The sequence below is a fragment of the Flavobacterium tegetincola DSM 22377 genome (assembly GCF_000425485.1).
Lineage (GTDB): Bacteria > Bacteroidota > Bacteroidia > Flavobacteriales > Flavobacteriaceae > Flavobacterium > Flavobacterium tegetincola.
The window spans coordinates 160,975-181,443 of record NZ_KE384383.1 but is presented as its reverse complement, the minus strand read 5'-3'; the positions used below and the strand labels follow the sequence as shown (position 1 = coordinate 181,443).

18 protein-coding genes are annotated in these 20,469 nt (G+C 36.1%); 13 read left to right on the top strand and 5 right to left on the bottom strand.

The genetic code is table 11. From position 1 onward, the window contains the following. Positions 1–45 precede the first annotated feature (45 nt). On the top strand, positions 46–705 hold the full coding sequence (locus H602_RS0110470; protein ID WP_026977947.1) for a low molecular weight phosphatase family protein: 660 nt from the start codon (positions 46–48) through the stop codon (positions 703–705). After that, positions 677–1,720, top strand: coding sequence for an ACR3 family arsenite efflux transporter (gene arsB / locus H602_RS0110465; RefSeq protein ID WP_026977946.1), 1,044 nt, complete (start codon positions 677–679; stop codon positions 1,718–1,720). Before H602_RS0110470 ends, arsB begins: the two co-directional genes overlap by 29 nt. 33 nt (positions 1,721–1,753) lie before the next feature. Here arsB and H602_RS0110460 read toward each other — a convergent pair whose 3' ends face one another. Further along, positions 1,754–2,446, bottom strand: coding sequence for a DUF4294 domain-containing protein (locus tag H602_RS0110460; protein WP_026977945.1), 693 nt, complete (start codon positions 2,444–2,446; stop codon positions 1,754–1,756). Positions 2,447–2,535: 89 nt separating this feature from the next. Between H602_RS0110460 and H602_RS0110455 the strand changes: the two genes are divergently transcribed. Next, the gene (locus H602_RS0110455; protein ID WP_026977944.1) at positions 2,536–3,624 is read left to right on the top strand and encodes a M42 family metallopeptidase; all 1,089 of its coding nucleotides are present in this window, start codon (positions 2,536–2,538) and stop codon (positions 3,622–3,624) included. Positions 3,625–3,787: 163 nt separating this feature from the next. Here H602_RS0110455 and H602_RS0110450 read toward each other — a convergent pair whose 3' ends face one another. Continuing rightward, positions 3,788–4,366 (bottom strand): hypothetical protein, encoded by a 579-nt coding sequence (locus H602_RS0110450; protein ID WP_026977943.1) that lies wholly within the window; start codon positions 4,364–4,366, stop codon positions 3,788–3,790. Between the two features lie 193 nt (positions 4,367–4,559). Here H602_RS0110450 and H602_RS0110445 point away from each other — a divergent pair, with 193 nt between their 5' ends. After that, positions 4,560–5,984, top strand: a complete 1,425-nt coding sequence (locus H602_RS0110445) for an L-serine ammonia-lyase (RefSeq protein WP_026977942.1) — start codon at positions 4,560–4,562, stop codon at positions 5,982–5,984. A gap of 217 nt (positions 5,985–6,201) precedes the next feature. Here the strand turns inward: H602_RS0110445 and H602_RS20425 are convergent, their stop codons facing one another. Further along, positions 6,202–6,330 (bottom strand): hypothetical protein, encoded by a 129-nt coding sequence (locus H602_RS20425; protein WP_281170778.1) that lies wholly within the window; start codon positions 6,328–6,330, stop codon positions 6,202–6,204. A 176-nt stretch (positions 6,331–6,506) separates the two neighbouring features. On the opposite strand from H602_RS20425, the gene panB reads away from it, so the two are divergent. The 8 genes from panB (at position 6,507) to H602_RS19920 (ending at position 16,175) form a co-directional block, all read left to right on the top strand. Further along, the gene (gene panB, locus H602_RS0110440; protein WP_026977941.1) at positions 6,507–7,325 is read left to right on the top strand and encodes a 3-methyl-2-oxobutanoate hydroxymethyltransferase; all 819 of its coding nucleotides are present in this window, start codon (positions 6,507–6,509) and stop codon (positions 7,323–7,325) included. A gap of 30 nt (positions 7,326–7,355) precedes the next feature. Continuing rightward, positions 7,356–8,051 carry an RluA family pseudouridine synthase gene (locus H602_RS0110435; RefSeq protein WP_026977940.1) on the top strand — a complete coding sequence of 232 codons (696 nt, stop codon included), beginning with the start codon at positions 7,356–7,358 and terminating at the stop codon, positions 8,049–8,051. Positions 8,052–8,136: 85 nt separating this feature from the next. Next, positions 8,137–9,480, top strand: coding sequence for a DUF5723 family protein (locus tag H602_RS0110430; RefSeq protein ID WP_026977939.1), 1,344 nt, complete (start codon positions 8,137–8,139; stop codon positions 9,478–9,480). A gap of 57 nt (positions 9,481–9,537) precedes the next feature. Beyond that, on the top strand, positions 9,538–10,866 hold the full coding sequence (locus H602_RS0110425) for an aldehyde dehydrogenase (protein WP_026977938.1): 1,329 nt from the start codon (positions 9,538–9,540) through the stop codon (positions 10,864–10,866). 68 nt (positions 10,867–10,934) lie between these two features. After that, entirely contained in the window at positions 10,935–11,753 is an 819-nt protein-coding gene (locus H602_RS0110420) for a hypothetical protein (protein WP_026977937.1), read from the top strand. Between the two features lie 208 nt (positions 11,754–11,961). After that, a complete protein-coding gene (locus H602_RS19380; protein ID WP_051224381.1) occupies positions 11,962–14,946 on the top strand; it encodes a PAS domain S-box protein in 2,985 nt (994 codons plus the stop codon). Between the two features lie 90 nt (positions 14,947–15,036). Continuing rightward, positions 15,037–15,894, top strand: a complete 858-nt coding sequence (gene ypfJ, locus H602_RS0110410) for a KPN_02809 family neutral zinc metallopeptidase (RefSeq protein ID WP_026977936.1) — start codon at positions 15,037–15,039, stop codon at positions 15,892–15,894. A 107-nt stretch (positions 15,895–16,001) separates the two neighbouring features. After that, complete coding sequence (locus tag H602_RS19920) at positions 16,002–16,175, top strand: hypothetical protein (protein WP_157505031.1); 174 nt, start codon at positions 16,002–16,004, stop codon at positions 16,173–16,175. A gap of 218 nt (positions 16,176–16,393) precedes the next feature. Here the strand turns inward: H602_RS19920 and H602_RS0110400 are convergent, their stop codons facing one another. Next, entirely contained in the window at positions 16,394–18,130 is a 1,737-nt protein-coding gene (locus tag H602_RS0110400) for a DUF885 domain-containing protein (protein WP_026977935.1), read from the bottom strand. 92 nt (positions 18,131–18,222) lie between these two features. Here H602_RS0110400 and H602_RS0110395 point away from each other — a divergent pair, with 92 nt between their 5' ends. Next, entirely contained in the window at positions 18,223–18,780 is a 558-nt protein-coding gene (locus H602_RS0110395; RefSeq protein ID WP_026977934.1) for a DUF6642 family protein, read from the top strand. 66 nt (positions 18,781–18,846) lie between these two features. Here H602_RS0110395 and H602_RS0110390 read toward each other — a convergent pair whose 3' ends face one another. Beyond that, a complete protein-coding gene (locus H602_RS0110390) occupies positions 18,847–20,304 on the bottom strand; it encodes a glycosyltransferase family 2 protein (protein WP_026977933.1) in 1,458 nt (485 codons plus the stop codon). Positions 20,305–20,469 lie beyond the last annotated feature (165 nt).

Genomic DNA, 20,469 nt, shown 5'->3' with positions numbered 1-20,469 from the left:
TGTTTAAAAAGTTTATCGTAATATTGCAATATACAAATACAACATATGGCACTATCTACTTTAAATTCCAAATTGGAAAATTACATCGAATCAATTGATGTTAAAACAGTTTCCATCGAACGCAGAAAATTACTTGCCCCTTTAATTGCTTTCATTCAGCAAAATGTAAATACTAATCAAGACAATAGACTGCATTTTATTTGCACTCATAATTCCCGTAGAAGTCACCTTACTCAGGTTTGGGCTCAAACGATGGCTTTTTATTTTAAAATAAAAAATATCGACGCTTACTCTGGAGGTACCGAATCCACGGCTGTATTTCCACTCATAATTGAAACTTTAAGAAATAGCGGTTTTGAAATCTCTGCAATTGCCAATACTGAAAATCCAATTTACAGTATAAAATTTGCAAACAATGCCAAACCAATTATTGGATTTTCTAAGAAACTTGATGCCACTTTTAATCCAAAATCAGAATTTGCTGCAATCATGACATGTTCACAAGCAGATGGCGGTTGTCCCTTTATTAGTGGCGCTTCCGCTCGAATTCCTATTACTTATGATGATCCAAAAGCATTTGACGACACACCTCTTCAATCGGCAAAATACCAAGAATCAAGTTTGCTAATAGCAACCGAAATGAAATACGTTTTTTCTCAAATTACAACGATTAGACATGACAAAGCAACTAAGTTTTCTAGATAAAAACCTGACTTTATGGATTTTTGCAGCCATGGCGATAGGCGTCAGCATTGGATATTTTTTTCCAAATACGCCTGATTTTATAGAGCGCTTCAGCAGCGGAACAACCAACATTCCCATTGCAATCGGACTGATTTTAATGATGTACCCACCATTAGCAAAAGTAAATTACAGTTTACTTCCCAGCGTTTTTAAAAACACCAAAATACTTTCAATTTCATTGGTTTTAAATTGGATTATTGGTCCTGTTTTGATGTTTGTTCTGGCACTGACCTTTTTGAGAGATTACCCTGAATATATGGTTGGATTGATCCTAATTGGATTGGCGCGATGCATTGCGATGGTTTTGGTTTGGAATGAATTAGCCGAAGGAAGTAGTGAATATGGAGCGGGATTAGTTGCTTTAAATAGTGTTTTTCAAGTTTTTGCCTACAGTTTTTACGCGTGGCTTTTCATCACTGTCCTTCCTCCCTATTTTGGATTTGAAGGAGCACTTGTATCCATTTCTATTCAAACTATTGCGGAAAGTGTTGCTATATATTTGGGAATTCCGTTTGTAATGGGAATCGCAAGTCGCTGGATTTTAGTGCAGCAAAAAGGTTTAGATTGGTACAATACGAAGTTCATTCCAATGATTTCGCCTCTGACTTTAATTGCACTTTTATTTACAATTGTGGTTATGTTTTCGCTTAAAGGAGCCTTAATTGTAGCCATTCCAATGGATGTTTTATTAATTGCAATTCCACTGCTGATTTACTTTATAGTGATGTTTCTCATCGGATTTTTCATGACCAAAGCGGCAGGAAGCCCTTACGATAAAACAGCTTCAGTAGCATTTACGGCAGCGGGAAACAACTTTGAGTTAGCAATTGCCGTTGCTATTGCCGTATTTGGTTTAAATTCAGGACAAGCATTTGTAGGTGTAATTGGCCCCTTAGTAGAAGTTCCTGCTTTGATATTTTTAGTAAAAGTCTCTTTTTGGCTGCGAAAAAAATACTTTCCAGCAATTACAAACTAGCTCATAATCTTCTGATCACCAATTTGATTACGATTACTTATCTTCTAAGACTTTCTTTTTTTGTTTCATGATTTTTTCAATCCACAAGTCAGACATTTCCTCCACGTCGATAGGTTTTGCAGCAGCTTGTGGAACAAGTCTTCGACTTTTAAAAGCCCTATCAATGATAGTTTCAATTAGATAATCTTCATAAACTGTCATCGGATCATATTCTGTTTTTAAGTTGATGTCAAAAACACGAGCAGTAGAATTGGACCAGAATGCTTTCCAGCCTGATTTCAATGTTTTTATTAAAGTAAAAGTGGTAGTTCCTGTTTGACGGTGAATTAATTTTACTAAAATCTGTCCGTCTTTGCGCGATAGCTTTTTAAGTTGCGATTCAAACTCGTTGGTCAAATAATCTTCGGTAATTTTAAAGTACTTTTTCTTCTCTCGATTGGTTTTTAAACCTTCCATTCCCTTGTTTAATAGAACTAAACGTTCTGAAGCGGTTTTGGCAAAAGGATAAACCTTATAAACCCTTCTTTGTAAAATCAAAAATCTTTTTCGAGCATCCTCGCTGATCTTAATTTGATTTTTGTCAATAATTACTTCTTCCAATTCAATGGCAACACCTAAAACTGTATCCTTTTCTTTAAGGTAATCGTCGCGATGATCAATTACTTGCGCTTTTGAAGTAAAAGTCGCAAGAAGGATTCCGATAAAAAGTACATACTTTCTTAACATGCTGATTTCCGTTTTAGTTTGAGCCAAATTTATGCAAAAGTACCATACAACTGTAATGCCAAATTTATACTTTAGCAAAAATTTTAATTATGAGTACAAAATCAATATTGAAAGACAGTTCACTTTCATTTTTAGAGAACTATTTAAACAATGCTTCTCCAACTGGATTTGAGGCAGAAGGACAAAAAATTTGGATGGATTATTTACGTCCTTACGTGGATACTTTTATTACAGATACATACGGAACGGCTGTGGGAGTTATTAATCCTGACGCTCCTTACAAAGTGGTTATTGAAGGACATGCAGACGAAATTTCTTGGTATGTAAACTACATTACCGAAGACGGATTGATTTACGTGATCCGAAATGGAGGTTCCGATCATCAGATTGCACCTTCAAAACGCGTGAATATTCATACTAAGAAAGGAATTGTAAAAGGTGTGTTTGGTTGGCCAGCAATTCATACCCGTAAAGGAGAAAAAGAAGAAAGTGCTAAACTAGATAACATATTCATTGACATCGGTTGTGAAAACAAAGAGCAAGTTTTAGCAGCAGGCGTTCACGTGGGTTGTGTCATTACGTACCCGGATGAATTCATGATTTTAAACGAAAATAAATTTGTGTGTCGTGCTATTGACAACCGTATGGGTGGTTTTATGATTGCAGAAGTTGCCCGATTATTGCACGAAAACAAACAAACTTTACCATTCGGACTTTACATTACCAATTCTGTTCAGGAAGAAGTGGGTCTTCGTGGTGCCGAAATGATTACGCAAACCATCAAACCTAATGTTGCCATTGTAACTGATGTTTGCCACGATACTACAACGCCAATGATCGATAAGAAAACCCAAGGCGAAACTAAAATTGGAGCTGGTCCAGTAATTACGTATGCTCCAGCGGTGCAAAATAAATTAAGGGAATTGATTATTGACACCGCAGAAAAGAATAAGATTCCTTTTCAACGCAATGCTTCCTCAAGAGTAACGGGGACAGACACAGATGCTTTTGCTTATAGTAATGGTGGTGTGGCTTCGGCGTTAATTTCACTTCCTTTACGCTATATGCATACAACTGTGGAAATGGTGCATAGAGAAGATGTGGAAAATGTGATTCAGTTGATTTATCACACTTTATTAGACATGAAAAACGAGGATAGTTTTTCTTACTTCAAATAAAATTATAAGGGTACAGTTTTTAAAGCTGTACCCTTTTTAATTGTGTCATTCTTTACATTAATGCTGTCGAACAAATTTTAAGAATTGGCTTTCAATAAAATTATGGGCCCTTTACATCAAATTGACAATTGTTCTTCTTTGCAGAATAATTTAAAATATCAACTCATTTGATGTACTTTTCTAAAAATTCATTTGTCAATTTAATTTCCGCGCTGGTAAGTTTTAAATGTTGAAAAACCGTGACCTCAACCTCGTGATTGTTGAGCCTTATCTTGTCTGCTGTTACTAAATAGGAATTTAAATCATGGATTAGGATACTTTTCCGAATTTTACCCTGTTGATAGTCCAAAACACCCTCTTTAACGCTGAGAACTACTGTTGGAATTATTTGTAAACCTTGAATAAAAAGCACTACACCCAAAATGGAATATACAAGCGCTAATGGATTTTTCATACTAGCTATAAAATATAGTAAAAGTGACACTCCACAAAGTATCGGACCTAAAATAAAAGGTAAGATATTAAAATAACTATCATTAGTACTACTTATTCTAATTTCGTTTTCAGGTTTATTTCTCAAATTTTTTCTTGCTTTATTAATGTCAAATAACATGAAGAAGATCCAAAGTAATGGCAAAAAAAATGCATAGTAAGGAAGAACTGACGAAGCATCACTGAACGAAACAGCAATGATTACTACTGCTAAAACAATTTCAATAATTCCACTTTTAGCTAACCTCATTTATTTATTTTCAATTGTGAAGATTAATTAAAATTTGTAGTTCTTCTAAAAGTAAATGTACTTAAAAACTACAAACAATCCTTTTTTTACACCCTAAAGAAAATACACGAACGCTCTCTGATTACATGACACAAAATTAAATATTTTGATATCCCTACTTATACCTATATATTTGCCTACAAAATAAATAATTATGGAAGAGTGTATTTCTGTTTTCGACATGCTAAAAATTGGCGTAGGCCCATCAAGTTCTCATACGCTTGGACCTTGGCGTGGTGCTGAACGTTTTTTAGCAGAACTTGAAGAAAAGACATTGCTCAAAAAAACCACTCGTGTAGTGGTAGACTTGTACGGCTCATTATCGTTAACAGGAATCGGTCACGCGTCTGATTTGGCAGTTATGCTGGGTTTAAGCGGTCAAGATCCTGAATACATTCCTATTGAGAACATCGATTCCATTATACAAAAGATCCAAAAAACGAATCAATTAAATTTGGGCGAAAAGCACCTGATTTCCTTCAATCCTAAAACGGATATTGTATTTAACAAAGAGTTTTTGCCCTTTCATTCCAACGGATTCAGTTTTACGGCTTACACAGATACTCAAGAATACAAGTCCACCTTCTACTCCATTGGTGGTGGCTTTGTGGTAAAAGAAGAACGAACCGCTGCGAAGAAGAAAATGGAGTTTAAATGTGCTTTTCCTTTTATGATTGACAATGCCGTTCAATTATTGGCGTACGCTACAGATGAAAAAAAGCACATTTCTGAAATTGTCTACGAGAACGAAAAGTCAATGCGTACGGAAGAAAAAATCAATTCTGAATTGATGCGCGTTTGGCATACCATGCTAGAATGCATGTACATTGGTTGTCACTCGGAAGGTATTTTACCGGGAGGCTTAAATGTCCGCCGTCGTGCTTTTGATATGCATCAAAATTTAATTGGTCTTGCCAATTATAGCAATCCTCAAGAATGGTTGGAGTCTATTAGAAATACTACCGTTAAATTTCGTCAAATTTTGCAATGGGTAAGTTGTTTTGCCCTTTCGGTAAATGAAGTAAATGCAGCTTTAGGCCGTGTGGTTACAGCGCCAACCAATGGAAGCGCTGGAGTAATTCCATCGGTTCTAATGTATTATTTAACCATTGAAAACCATGATGCTGGCGAAAAAGAGATCAAGCAATTTTTATTGGTTGCCGGAGAAATTGGCAGTTTGTTCAAACAAGGAGCTACTATTTCTGCAGCAATGGGTGGCTGTCAAGCCGAAATTGGTGTCTCTTCCGCAATGGCTGCAGCTGCACTGTGTGAATTAATGGGTGGAACGCCAGATCAAGTACTTATGGCTGCCGAAATAGCCATGGAACATCACTTAGGACTGACGTGTGATCCAATTGGCGGTTTGGTCCAAATTCCATGCATTGAACGAAATACTATGGGAGCGATCAAAGCAATTAATGCCGCAGAACTTGCTTTATCAACCGATGCCAAAAATGCAAAAGTGCCGTTAGACAAAGTAATTGCAACCATGTGGGCTACTGCTAAGGACATGAATACCAAGTACAAAGAAACTTCTGAAGGAGGTTTGGCCGTGAGTGTTAATATGGCAGATTGTTAATCTAACTTTCACTACAAAAATTTATAAAAGTCTCCTGAAATTTATTTTTAGGAGACTTTTATATTTAAATCGTAATCGGTCGTCCATTTCTACCGTTCATCAACCAAAACATGGCTGTAAAGAAGCTGAAAAATATAAATGCCAAAGACCAGAAAAACTTGCTTGTAAAGCTTATAGCAGACTGATGAACTTCAATTATTCCTACAAAAACATAAAGTTAAGTTAGTAAAAGCGACACTATAAAGAAAATTCCTGCATGCATTAAATGCGTAATTTTTAATAGTGCTCCAGCAATTCCAACGACTGTACTTAACAAAAAAGACATTCTAAATAAATCTATTTTCATAATTTAACAAGTTGCTTTTAGCTTTTTTAGTACACTTTAAAAGATTTGATTTTTTATCAAATGGTTTAAAACATAATAAATAGAATGAAGGTCCAAATCAACATAAAATTCATTCTTTCAATTAAACGCCGTATCCAAAAAGTAATTTAGTATTTTTACGGTCTTAAATTATAATTATGTCAGTAGCCAAAAAAGATTACAAGAGAATTACGACCAAGTCATTGATTGAAATGAAGGCGAATGGAGAAAAAATTTCAATGTTAACTGCGTACGATTTTACGATGGCAAATATTGTAGATTCGGCTGGAGTAGATGTCATTTTGGTAGGCGATTCGGCTTCTAATGTTATGGCAGGACATGAAACAACGTTACCCATCACTTTGGATCAAATGATTTATCATGCTTCTAGTGTCGTTCGGGGAACTTCTCGCGCTTTGGTTGTTGTAGATTTACCTTTTGGTAGCTATCAGTCTGACCCTAAAGAAGCATTGCGTTCTTCCATCCGAATTATGAAGGAAAGTGGCGGGCACGCTGTAAAAATGGAAGGTGGAAGTGAAATTAAAGATTCGATTAAAAAGATATTAAACGCTGGAATTCCTGTTATGGGACACCTTGGTTTGACACCACAATCCATTTATAAATTTGGAACGTACACCGTTCGAGCGAAAGAAGACGAAGAAGCTGAAAAATTAATTGAAGATGCTAAAATGCTGGAACGTATTGGCTGTTTTTCACTAGTATTAGAAAAAATTCCTGCTCATTTAGCTACAAAAGTGGCGCAAAGCATTTCTATTCCAGTAATCGGAATTGGTGCTGGTGGCGGCGTTGACGGTCAAGTTTTAGTAATCCACGATATGTTAGGAATGAATAACGAATTCAATCCACGATTTTTAAGACGTTATTTAGATTTATACGATCAGATGACTACTGCAATTGGAAATTATGTGACGGATGTAAAATCAAGCGATTTCCCAAACGAAAAGGAGCAATATTAATTTAATTTATTGCCACTCATTCGGGCGAATATGAAAATACTTTCTGACAAAAATAACTTACAAGTTTTACACGAAGACAATCACATCATTGTAGTTAATAAACGCGTAGGCGATATTGTGCAAGGCGATAAAACTGGAGATCAACCTCTGAGTGATGTGGTTAAAGAATACATTAAAGTAAAATATAATAAACCGGGAGAAGTCTATTTAGGTGTTGTGCATCGATTGGACCGACCTACAACTGGAATTGTAGTCTTTGCCAAAACTTCAAAAGCATTGACACGTTTAAACGAAATGTTTAAAAACAGAGACACGCAGAAAACGTATTGGGCAATTGTAAAAAATGCTCCTCCAGAAAAAGAAGCCATTTTGGAACATTTCCTCAAGCGAAATTCTAAAAATAATACTTCAAAAGCCCACTCTAAGGAAGTTCCTGAGAGTAAACACGCCAAGTTGGATTATAAAGTAATTTATCAGCTGACCAACTATACGGTTTTAGAAATAAATTTGCACACGGGAAGACACCATCAGATTCGTGCACAATTGGCTGCCATTGGCTGTCCAATAAAAGGCGATCTAAAATATGGTTTTAACAGAAGTAATCCCGATGGAGGCATTCATTTACATGCCAGAAAACTAGCCTTCATACATCCCGTTTCAAAAGATGCAATTTCAATAGTCGCGCCTTTACCATCTGAATCAACTTGGAATAACATAAAATTGTAACATAATCAACATATTTAAGGTATAATATGTTAATTTTAAGATACGTGCGTTTTTTTTCTTACCTTTAGAATCTAAATGTTTCATTATGAGAAAAATAACTTTCATGGCGTTCGCGCTATTGACTTTAAACGCCTATTCGCAAGAACATTTTTCTGGAATTACCACCTCCAAACGTGTAGGAATTCTTAATGGAGGAATCAATCCTTCTGAATTCGCCAATTTATCCACTAAATACGAAGTAGAACTTTTTTCAATCAGTGTAAACGTTGCCAATGATAAGGTTGGTTTTAATGATTTGACAAAAGGTGATGATCTGGAACGTCTACTATTTGATGGAAAAGGAAATGTAAATTTTGATATTAGCACTGCTGTTCACTTTCCCTCTTTTGGTATGCGTTATAAAAAGTGGGGATTTGGTATAGCCACAAAGGCTTTTGTAAAAGCAAGTATCATTGACCTGGATTCTGGTTTGGGAAATGCCTTAACTAACGATCAATTAGATTCCGAAATTATAAATATTGATAATACCGAAAATCAGCGCGTGAATGCAACAACTTACGGAGAAATAGGTATTTCTGTAGCCCGAAATCTGTACCAAACTGAGAAGCACCAACTGAATGCTGGTGTAACCGTAAAGCTTTTGTTCCCTGGCTCTTATGCCAATATTGGACTCAATAATTTTACAGGAAAACTAGTTAATGATCCCATAAACGGACTAAGCTTAACCGAGACAAACACATCTTTAAACTTAGCCTATTCTGGAAATTTTGCAAATAGCTTTAGCGAAACGGACGATTACATGAAATCCGTTTTTGGAGGACTTAACGGTTTTGCCACCGATTTTGGCGTCGACTATCAGTTGTTGAACGAAGATAAATCGTATAAACTAAAAGTAGGAGCTTCCTTGCGAAATATGGGTTCGATGACATTTTCAGGGGACGATAACGTATCAGAAAATTATACCCTGACTATTCCTCAAGGTCAAAGTCTCGCTTTAGATGTGTTTGATGACGTAGATGGATTGGAAGACATTGAAGCCGTTTTAGACAATACTGGCTTCTTTACCATGTCCAATTCTACTGATGAATTTAAAGTTAAATTACCAACAGTCTTAAATTTTTATGCCGATTACAGCATTGTAAAACGACTTTCAATTACAGGTTTTGTTCAGCAAAAAATAGGCGACCAAAGAGAAGATGCTCAACTTACATCTCAAAACATGTTTACCATAACACCTCGTGTCACTTTTGGTGCATTTGAGACATTTATACCAATTGGAAATAGTGAAATTTCAGGTGGAACAATTGGACTGGGTTTTAGAGTTGGTGGATTTTTTATTGGGTCTAATGCCGTTTTGAGTGCTTTAACGAGTGATAGTAAACAAGCTGATTTGTATTTTGGTTTCCGTTTTGGATTCAAACAAAATTAAAATTGCCCAATCCATTATTTAAATTTAAATTGCGTTACAACTGTAAATTGAACTCCGATGGATTACGCAAATTTGATGGATAATAGAAAAAAAAAGCTTGCCAAATTACTCAATCAAATCAACTTTTACGAGTCTGAAATCACAGAAGCTTTATACAAAGATTTTAAAAAATCAGCTTTTGAAGCCTACATCACAGAAATAAATATTGTAAAAGATGATATAAAGTACGCGATGAAAAACATGAACAGTTGGGCAAAACCAAAATGGGTTCTACCTTCTTTGTTAAGCTTTCCGTCAAGCGATTACATTTACAATGAGCCCTACGGCAAAGTCCTCATTATTTCACCATGGAATTATCCGTTCCAACTTGCATTATCACCGGTAATTGCGGCTTTTGCAGCGGGAAATCAAGTTACTCTAAAACCCTCCGAACTCACTCCAAACACCTCTGCCCTACTTTCCAAAATCATTAGAGAGACTTTTGATGTCCAAGAAGTAGTAGCTGTACTGGGAGATGCTGAAATGGCCAAAAGTTTGCTGGCCAAAAAATGGGACTATATTTTCTTTACTGGAAGTGTAGGCGTAGGTCAAAAAGTGTATGAAGCTGCTGCCAAAAATTTAACACCTGTTACACTTGAATTAGGAGGTAAAAATCCATGCATTGTAGATGACACAGGATCCATTGAATTAAAAGCAAGACGAATTGTTTGGGGAAAGTTCATCAATGCAGGACAAACGTGCATTGCACCTGATTTTATTTTGGTAAAATCAAATGTAAAGGCAGAATTTATAAAGCACCTTCAGTTAGAAATCGAAAAAGCGTACACAGAAAACCCACTAAATTCTGCGGACTACTGTCGAATTGTCAATAAGAAAAATTGGTTGCGACTTACCGAACTTTTGCAAAATCAAAACGTAATTCATGGAGGCGATCAAAACGAAGCTGATTGCTATCTTTCACCAACGCTTGTGGATCAGCCTTCTTTAGAAAGCGAGTTGATGAAAGAGGAAATCTTTGGACCCATTCTACCTATTTTATCTTATGATGATTTTGATGACTTAAAGAAGATCATCAAGCCTTTACCAAAACCACTTTCACTTTACGTATTTACAGAAAACACCGATTTTAGCGAGCGATGCATACAAGAGTTTCCTTACGGAGGCGGCTGCATCAATGATACCATTATCCATTTTGGAAATCACCGACTTCCTTTTGGAGGTGTTGGCAATTCAGGAATGGGTGCGTACCGCGGAAAAAGAAGTTTCCTTACCTTTTCACATCAAAAAGCAGTTGTAAAACGGAAAAATTGGCTTGACCCATCTTTTCGATACGCACCTTATGGAAACAAATTGAAACGACTTAAAAAATTATTAAAATGGCTTTAATATTCATACATTGATTTGTAACAAAAGCCTGTAAACGCACACTAATATTAAAACCATTAACATCAATTATGAAGTCAACTTTACAACGTATATCCGACATTAAGCGAAATGGATACAAACTGGATTTGGGAGAAACCATCAATGCTACATTTGCAAATTATCAAAAAATTGCACTTCTAGGTGGTGCAGTTACTTTATTAGTGGTTATTGCAGCTGTGGTTATTCTAGGAGGACTTGCTACTATTATATTTGGTATTGCCACTGCAACTCAAACTTTTACAGAGTACAGTCAAGGAATGCTATCAGGTACTGGTTTTGCTATAAACTTGGTTTCTTCAATTGTGGCTGCAGGATTATTTGCTCCAATTGCTGCAGGATTTGTTCAGATGGCTCACAATGCTTCGGTAAAAAAAGATTTTGATTTTGGAACCGCTTTCATGCACTATAAATCCGTTCATTTTAAAGAACTATTTTTAGCAGCAGCAATCGTAACTTTGCTAGGATCAGGACTGAGTACACTATTTCAAGTTTTAAATGTCCATAATCCTGACTCTATTCTCATCAATATTGCAGTAATTTTAAGTGGAATAATCTCTTTGCTTGCGCAAATTTTTACGTTTTTAATAATTCCTTTAATCATCTTTGGAAACTTAAGCGCTATGGATGCCATTAAAGGAAGTATTACTTTGGTAAGTAAGAATTTCTGGACCATTTTCTTATTACTTATTGTTTGTGGCTTTTTTATCATGCTGGGTTTATTTGCAATCTGTATTGGAATCTTGTTTACGCTTCCAGCATTATATTCCTTGCAATACATTACCTATAAAGCTGCACTACCAATTGACGAAAATAACGAATTAGAAGAAATAGGAAAAGATTTTTATTAATAAATTATAGTAGCTAACATAATTTAGGTCTTAATAAAATTGATAATTTTATTAAGACCTTCTTAATTTTACTAATATATTTTTGTACATTAGTTAATCGGACCAACGGTATAGAAAAAGTACGAATAGCAAGTTTACCTTAATTGTTTTACTAAAAGGGAAATGCGTAAAAAAGTAGGATTCAAATTCACTATTCAACTCAAAAAAAGTGGGAAATAAATTTAAAAAATTAATTCAAAATGCAGAAGATGTTATTTTTGAAACAGATGCCAAAGGTAATTTTGTATTCATTAATGATTTTACCTTGCAGTATTTGGGCTACACCGAATCAGAAGTTTTAGGAAGTCCATTCCTTAATTATGTACGGGATGACTTTAGAGAACAGCTGAAGGACTTTTATCAAAATGTAATAGAACTTGACCGTGACTTTCCAACCATTGAGTTTCCAGTACTAAAGAAAGACGGCAGTTCCATTTGGGGATCACAAAAGGTAATCGTGAATAAGGATCAACACGGTACTGTCTTGGGTTACTTTGGCATTCTTCGCGACATTACTTCTCTTAAAAACTTAGAAGCAAAAGAAAAGGTCCAATTAGAAAAAATTGAAACCTACAATAAAACGATAAATCAACTTTCTGCCGTAAATTTTTCAGACTACACTACTTTTGACGCCGTATTGTCTCAAATTTTAAAAAGTACAGCTAAAGCTACCAAAACCGACTTTATAACTTTTTGGAATTGTGAGAGTGACCAGCAAAGCACAAAAGTAAGCTACGACTTAATTAGTAATGCTGAGTTTTCCACGGTAGTCAACCAGGAGGGAAATGACAATAGAAGTCTAGCGCTACTACAGCAACAAAAAATCATAATTGTTGACGATTTAAAATCAAATCCGTCACCGCTCTTTAATTGTCATGAAGAATTGGGTCCTCAGTACAATTCAATGCTAAATATAAGTGTCTTGCATTATGGTAAAATCATTGGCGTATTATGTTTCCTCAACAGAGAAAAAGAGAGAGTTTGGGATTCAGAAGACACCAATTTTATCCGTACAATTACCAATGTCATTTCATTAAGTTTAGAGCTACGCCTCAGACTTGAAACGGAACGAAATTTAAAATACAACAGTCAAATTTGGGCAGTTGTCTCTAAATGCACCGAACTTTTTTTACAATCCAAAAGTCCGTTTGAAATGTTTTCTGAAACTTTTAATGCCATAGGTGCAGTTACCAATGTAGACCACATGTATTATTATGAAAATAATTTACAGACCCATCTCATCAGCCAAAAGTATAAGTGGGCAAAGGAAAACTTGCAACTTCAAATAACGCCTTTACGGACATTCACTCATATTGATTTTAAAGAAGTCACTACTGCCGCTCTTCAGAAAAAACCTTTTATAGCAATTACATCAACTTTAGAGAACAGCCTCATAAAAAAATTGCTAATTGCGAATGAAATTAAATCCATATTGCTATTCCCCCTCTATTTAGACAACCAATTCTCAGGATTTATCGGCCTTGATTCGTGCACCGAAGAACGCGTGTGGACAGCAGATGAAATAAATATTTTTCAGCTTATGGCAAATAATATTTCGTCTGTTTTGCAAATCAGTACCAATGAACGTCTCAAAAATGAAAGCGAAGAGCGTTTCCGACTGTTGGCCAATAACATACCCGGAACGGTTTATCTTTCTAGATTTGACGCACATTGGACAAAAATATACCTCAACGATCAAATTAAAATTCTTACCGGTTACGATAAAAGCGATTTTATTGAAGGTCGGATTAACTTTTCTGATTTGATTCATGAAGAAGACAAAGTTGATGTGCTCTTAAAAGCAGCAAAAAATGTAGTCGATGGTGAAAAAATTCGCTTGACGTACCGCATCCGCACCAAAGAAAATGAGGTGAAATGGGTCGAAGAATTTGCTGATATTATCAAGGAAGATCAAAAAGTAGCCTACATTGAAGGAATTTTTATTGACATAACCAAGCGAAAAAGTACTGAATCTGCAATTATTGAAAAGGAATTAGCCGAATCGGCCAACAAGGCAAAATCCGAATTTCTGGCAAACATGAGTCATGAGATTAAAACGCCTTTAAACGGCATCATTGGTTTTACCGATTTACTGATGAAAACCGAGCTCAATACAGAGCAAGAACGATTCATGACCACTGTTAATCATTCGGCAACCACGCTTCTGGGAATTATAAACGATATTTTAGATTTTAGCAAAATTGAAGCCGGAAAACTGGAACTGGATTTGCAACCCACTGGTGTTCAGAATTTATTAGAATCCATTCGTCAGGTCATTCGGTTTGATTTGGAACAGAAAAAATTACAACTTAAAGTCGTTGTCGATCCTGAAATACCCAAAACCCTAATACTGGATTCGATCCGCTTGAAACAAATTTTTCTAAATTTGGTTAGCAATGCCATTAAATTTACTGTAGAAGGCCAGGTCAAAATAACGTTGAAATACAAAAAACCCGTTGGCTTTAATTCTCACAAAATTCGCATTTCCGTAGCCGACACCGGAATTGGTATTGGAATTGAAAATCAGAAGAAAATTTTTCAACCTTTCTCGCAAGAAGACAATTCTACCACGAGGAAATACGGCGGAACAGGATTGGGTTTAACCATTACCAATCAGCTACTAAAGTTAATGGACAGCAAACTAAAGGTAAAAAGTGTTCCCATGGAGGGAAGCGTTTTCTATTTTGATGTTGTTTTAAAACATAGTAGCGATTCTGAAATAACCATTTTAAAAACTCCTACAAATCACAGTACTATAAATACCACACAACTCGATATGAAAATCCTCATAGCAGAAGACAATGCCATTAACATGTTGTTAATCAAAACCATATTAAAAGGAATATTTCCTAAGGCTGAATTGATCGAAAGTATGAATGGAGAAGAAGCCATTCAAAAGTTTGTGAGTGCAGCGCCCGATTTAATTTTAATGGACGTACAAATGCCTTTACTAAACGGCTTGGAAGCTACGGAACGCATCAGGGTTTTAGATCCCAATTCTTCCGTACCCATCATAGCATTGACTGCGGGAACTTTAAAGGAAGAACGTGAAATGTGCCTGGCTTCTGGAATGAATGATTTTGTTTCCAAACCGATTGTAAAAGAAACTATCAAAGAAGTTATTTTGAAATGGTATCAAGTGGAATCCAATTGATAATTGCTCATTTCTTAACGACCTGAAACTAATTCAAGAGCATTGATTTAAAATACCATATACTAAAAAGCAAATCTAAAAAAATAAAACATGAAATGGCAAGGTAGAAAAGAAAGCGGCAATGTGGAAGACCGTCGCGGAATGGGCTCTTCAGGAAAAGTTGTAGCTGGTGGTGGAATTATTGGTGTAATTATTCTGCTTATTAATATGTTTGGCGGAGCCGATTTGCAAAATTTAACACCCGTTCTAGAACAAATGAATAATGGGACCGAGCAAACCACGCAACGCGATTTAACGCCCGAAGAACAACTGCAAGGTAAAATGATGAATGTACTTCTTAAAGACACAGAAGATGTCTGGGCAAAAATATTTCAAGAAAATGGAATGACTTACGAAAATGCGGGAATGGTACTATTCAGCGATCGTGTTCAAACGGCATGTGGTGCAGCAAGCTCTGCTTCTGGACCATTTTATTGTCCAGCGGATCAAAAGGTGTACATGGATTTAAAATTCTTTGATGAACTTGAATCTAAATTCGGTGCAAAAGAAGGTGATTTTTCCATTCCGTATGTATTGGCTCATGAAGTAGGCCACCATGTGCAAACGCTTTTAGGTACTTCGGCAAAAGTACGTCAAATGCAGGAAGGCATGAGCCAGAAAGAAGCCAACAAACTTTCGGTTGCCTTAGAGTTACAAGCGGATTTCTATGCAGGAGTTTGGACACACTATAATCAGGAGATGAATCAATTTTTAGAAGAAGGTGATATTGATGAAGCATTGAGTGCCGCAAATGCCGTGGGAGATGATGCCATTCAAAAGCGTGTTCAAGGCGAAGTAATTCCTGATTCTTTTACTCACGGGAGTTCTGAACAACGGAAGTACTGGTTTATGAAAGGATATAAAACGGGTGATATTAAGCAAGGAGACACGTTCAACAATGCCCGATAAATTGCTTTTTTGGTCTAAATTGAAATTCTGAAACATAAGAAGTAAATGCTGTAATCAAAATTCGTTGTGATTAAGTGAAATTTGTATCAAACAAAAAAAGCTATATCATGAAATACGAACTTACTAAACTAGAAAAATTTGAAAGTTTTGATACGCATTTGATCAATATTATTTCAATAAACGACTCGGACGCATCTGAAATTGTGGATGAAGAACTTATGGATTTTGACTTTGATTACGATCCGAATGAAATGTATTATGCTTTATTAAACGAAGACTAATACGTACCATAACCTCTAAAAATAAATCATCATGAACGGACTATTCAAAACATTAATTGCTGGCTGGGGCGCTAAAAAATTAGGCGGCGGCTGCTTGGGAACTGTTGTAGTATTTATAATTATATTCTACTTGCTAGGGTATTTATAAAAACGAAATGAAATAAAAAACACCTCTAAAATAGATTATTTTAGAGGTGTTTTTAGTTTAAATGGTATTCTTATTTCAACATCAATGCTCTAATGTTCTTAACAGGAGCACTTCCATAACTTAAAAACTTCTCGTGAAACTTTTTCAAGTTGAATTGGTCTCCCTCTTTCTTTTTCAATTCCTCTCTAAACGCATAGATTTCAGTATAGCCCGTAAAGTAGGAACACAGCTGTACTTGAGACAAAGTTGCTCGCTTCCACTTCCCTTCTGCTTCGGCATTTTGCTGAAACGCTTCCTTGGTCAATAAGCTTAACGCTTGCTCCTTGGTCATGTTTCTAGTTTGCACACTGTTGTCCAAAATCGTGTTGCATACGGTTCTTAAATTCCATTTATAATACATCAACCACATTTCGTCCGAATTTTTATACCCGCTTTCCAGCATCATTCGTTCGGTATACACGGCCCAACCTTCAATCATTGCTCCATTTCCTAAAATCGATTTGATAATGCTTGGCGATTGATTGGCATAAACCAATTGGGTATAATGTCCAGGAATGGCTTCGTGAATGTTTAAGATTTGCAAAATATAATCGTTGTATTCCCGCAAATAACTTTCGGAATCTTCTTTGGACCAACCGGACATACTTCCTACATTATAATAGGTATTCGCATTTTTGTCATACGGTCCAGGTGCCGAAATAGAAGCTCCCGCAACTCCAGCCATATAATCCGGTTCTTTCCGTACTACTAATGGTTTTGACGGATCAATATAAAGCAAATCTTTCTCTTTTACGTAAGCTACTAATTCAGGAATTTGTTTTTCAATTTCCGATTGAAACTTTTCTGGAGTGGTATGTTGCAAAGAAATTTTGTCAATTACCTGACGAATTAAATCCAATTTATCAGTTGGTTTTTGCGCTTTTGGCAAATATTTTTCCCACAATTTATCAGCAAGGGTAAACATTTTTCCATGGAGAAGTTGCTTTTCGCTCAATGCTTTTTGGTAAATTTCCTCTGCTGAGAAACCCGATTGAATGTCTAATTCAAATTTCTTGGCATACAACTCTTTTCCCAATCGAAAGGAACGTGGCTCAGGATTGTCCATCTTCTTTAGAAAATCGGCGTAGTTTTCAATTGCTTTGATTGCCATCGCTGCTTTTGCTAACGTATTATTTTTCTGCTCGTCGGACCAACTGCTTTTGGCTAAAGCCGCTTTTAAATCATCTTTGAATACAGAAAGTCCGCCCAGGTTTTGAGCAATAGCCAATTGCGTATGTTCTACTGTAGGATTTTTCAAGTTCTTTGCAGCAGCTTGATAATACGCTGGAACGTTGTTCATTTTTAAATCAAAGTCACGCAATCTGCTATCTACGGTGCCATAATTCCCGTTCAGGATTTCGGCAAAGGAACCACATACATTGTATTGCGAAGGATTCCACGTTCCTGATTTGAGCTCATTGATTGAAAACACGAAGCTGTTCATTAGATTCTCCATCATTTGAACATCCGTCTTATTATTATCAGAAAGTTGATTTAGCGGATAACTTTTTAATGAATCCAAATGGCTTTGCGCAAACTGAAGTTGCATTTTTTCATTCGTTGCATCGGGAAGCAGCAAGATGCTGTCGTAGTTATGAAATCCTTGACTCGAGGCCCATTCGGGACTGATTTTCCATAACTCGTCTACGAAATGCGATTTGTATTGATCAAATTTCGCATTCAAATCAGTTGAAGTAGCAACTGACTCTTTCTTATTGCAAGCAAAAAGTAGGAAAGCCAGCGAAAGTGTGAGAACTGTTTTTTTCATTATTTTAACTTTTAATTGAACGTTAAAGGTAGTGAAAGTGGTGCTGAAATAATTATTTTTGAAAACTCCAACTGGAAAATTATTTGACACCTATGGGTACTGAAAAATTCATCTTTTGCCTTGAAGCCATTTCTGATTCTGAATTACCTGAACATACACCCGTTATTGCAGGCCTTGAAGAATTGGCTTTGCAAGGAATTGAAAGCATTTACAATTATTGCGACAGCATTGAAGAACTGGAAGAACGTCTTGGCGCGTTGGTTTATGACGACAAGCATTTTAAGGAATATGAGATCATCTACCTCGTAATGGAAGGTGCTGAAAATACCATTCAGCTCAATGACTACTATTATTCATTGCAAGAAGTAGCGGAATTGTTTGAAGGAAAAATGAAAGGGAAAATCATTCATTTCGCCAATACCAAGCCACTGGATTTAGCACAAGACGAAGCCCAGTATTTCTTAGATGTTTCTGGAGCACGAGCTATTTCAGGCTATGGCTTGGATTCAGTTTCGGTAAATAGTTTGCCTCTGGACCAACTGTTTTTCGGTTTATGCCAAGAAGAACATGATTTAGTAGAAGTCGTAGAGCAATTGCATCAAAAAAACTATATTGCCTGCAAGGCGCTTGATTTTAGGATGTATTATTAACGTATAAAAATAGCAAGAGCGACTTTAAAAAGTCGCTCTTGCATTATATATATAGGAGTGTTTGTTTTATTTTGGAACCAACTCTCTGGTCAACCAGCCACTTTTCCCTGCTGTAGCAATGGCGTAAGGTGCAATCCAGAACAATCCGAAGGTGTAAAGCAAGCTGTATGAATATGCCCACAACGATTCTGAAATACTGTACTTTTTAGCATAAAACAGAACTGGAAAACTTGACACAATTAAGATCCCCAATAACGTAGAACTGAAAAACAAGATAGGGTGCATTGCAATTAAAAATAACATGAACAGTAGAAATGGGTACGTCATCACGATGGTCAAAAACTGATTGATGAACAATAGTCGTGCACCAAACTTAGATTCTTTTCTAAAATCAGTAAATACATACTTGGCCATCACTAAGTTTTCACGTACGTTACTTCTGCCCCATCGGATGAACATTTTGTACAATCCTTTATATTGTTCAGGCACGTCTGTCAATACAATGGCATTGCGTTGAAAAAGCACTTTCTTTCCTTGTCTTAAAATCATATTGGTCATCGCACGGTCTTCGCCAATGTCAGACGCTTTACCCATAAACTTTTGATCAATCCATTCGGGTAGACATTCAAATACCGCATCACTTTTGTAGGCTGCCAAAGCACCTGGTGTACACAATACAGATCCAAGCGCACTTTCAACTGAACGTACAAATTCGAAGCTCATTACAAAGCTCACATTAAGCATTTTAGGCAAAATACCTTTCTTATGATTCAGCACTCGCACGTTTCCGGCTACCGCACCGCAATTTTCATCACGAATAAAAGGACTCACTAAATTTCTCAACGTATCGCCTTTAATAATGGAGTCGCTGTCAATAGTTACAAAGATTTCACCTGTTCCTAAATTAAATCCACGGTATAGTGCGTGTCTTTTACCTTTATTCTGTGGTTGTTGGTAGATAAACAATCGATCGCCCAATTCTTGTTTGGCTTTTGTCATCCAGTACCATGTATCATCTTTACTACCGTCGTCTATGGCCAATATTTGCAATTTATGTTTTGGGAAATCACTGGCGGCTATACTGCGTAAAGTGTCCCACACTAACTTACCTTCATTATAGGCCGGAACAATTACAGTACATGTAGGCAATTCCTCATCTGTAACCGACTTGATAGGCTTGTATTTAAAGTACAAATACACGTTATAGGCAAAGAAGCTGATTTTAAATAAAAGCAGCGCTACGGTTGCAATTAAGAAAGCAAGTCCAATAGGCGAATTGATTCTTTCGGAATTAAAGGCCTGAAAATCGGCTTGTAAATAATAAACCAATGCGGCACCACCAAAAAGTAACAGCAACGTTCCTAATATGATCAAGCGGTTTCTACCTGATTCGGTTGAGTCAATCACTTCGGTATTTAAAGCCGCTGTTGCTTTTACTTGTGCTGTTTTATTTTGTAATGGAGTTACTTTTTCTTTAGAACCAACCTGAAATGCAGGTGGTGAAGATAGGATGGCTGTTTTCATAACTTTTCTATTTAATGTTGCGTATTGTTTTTTACAGAGAAGCAAGCGTTGTACCATAAATTTAAACTGCTACTGTTCAACGATTTGCAAAAACGAACCTTTTTTTTGTGTATAATTATTACACAACTTCATTAAATTGCTTCCCGTTTTACACAATTGAGAAGT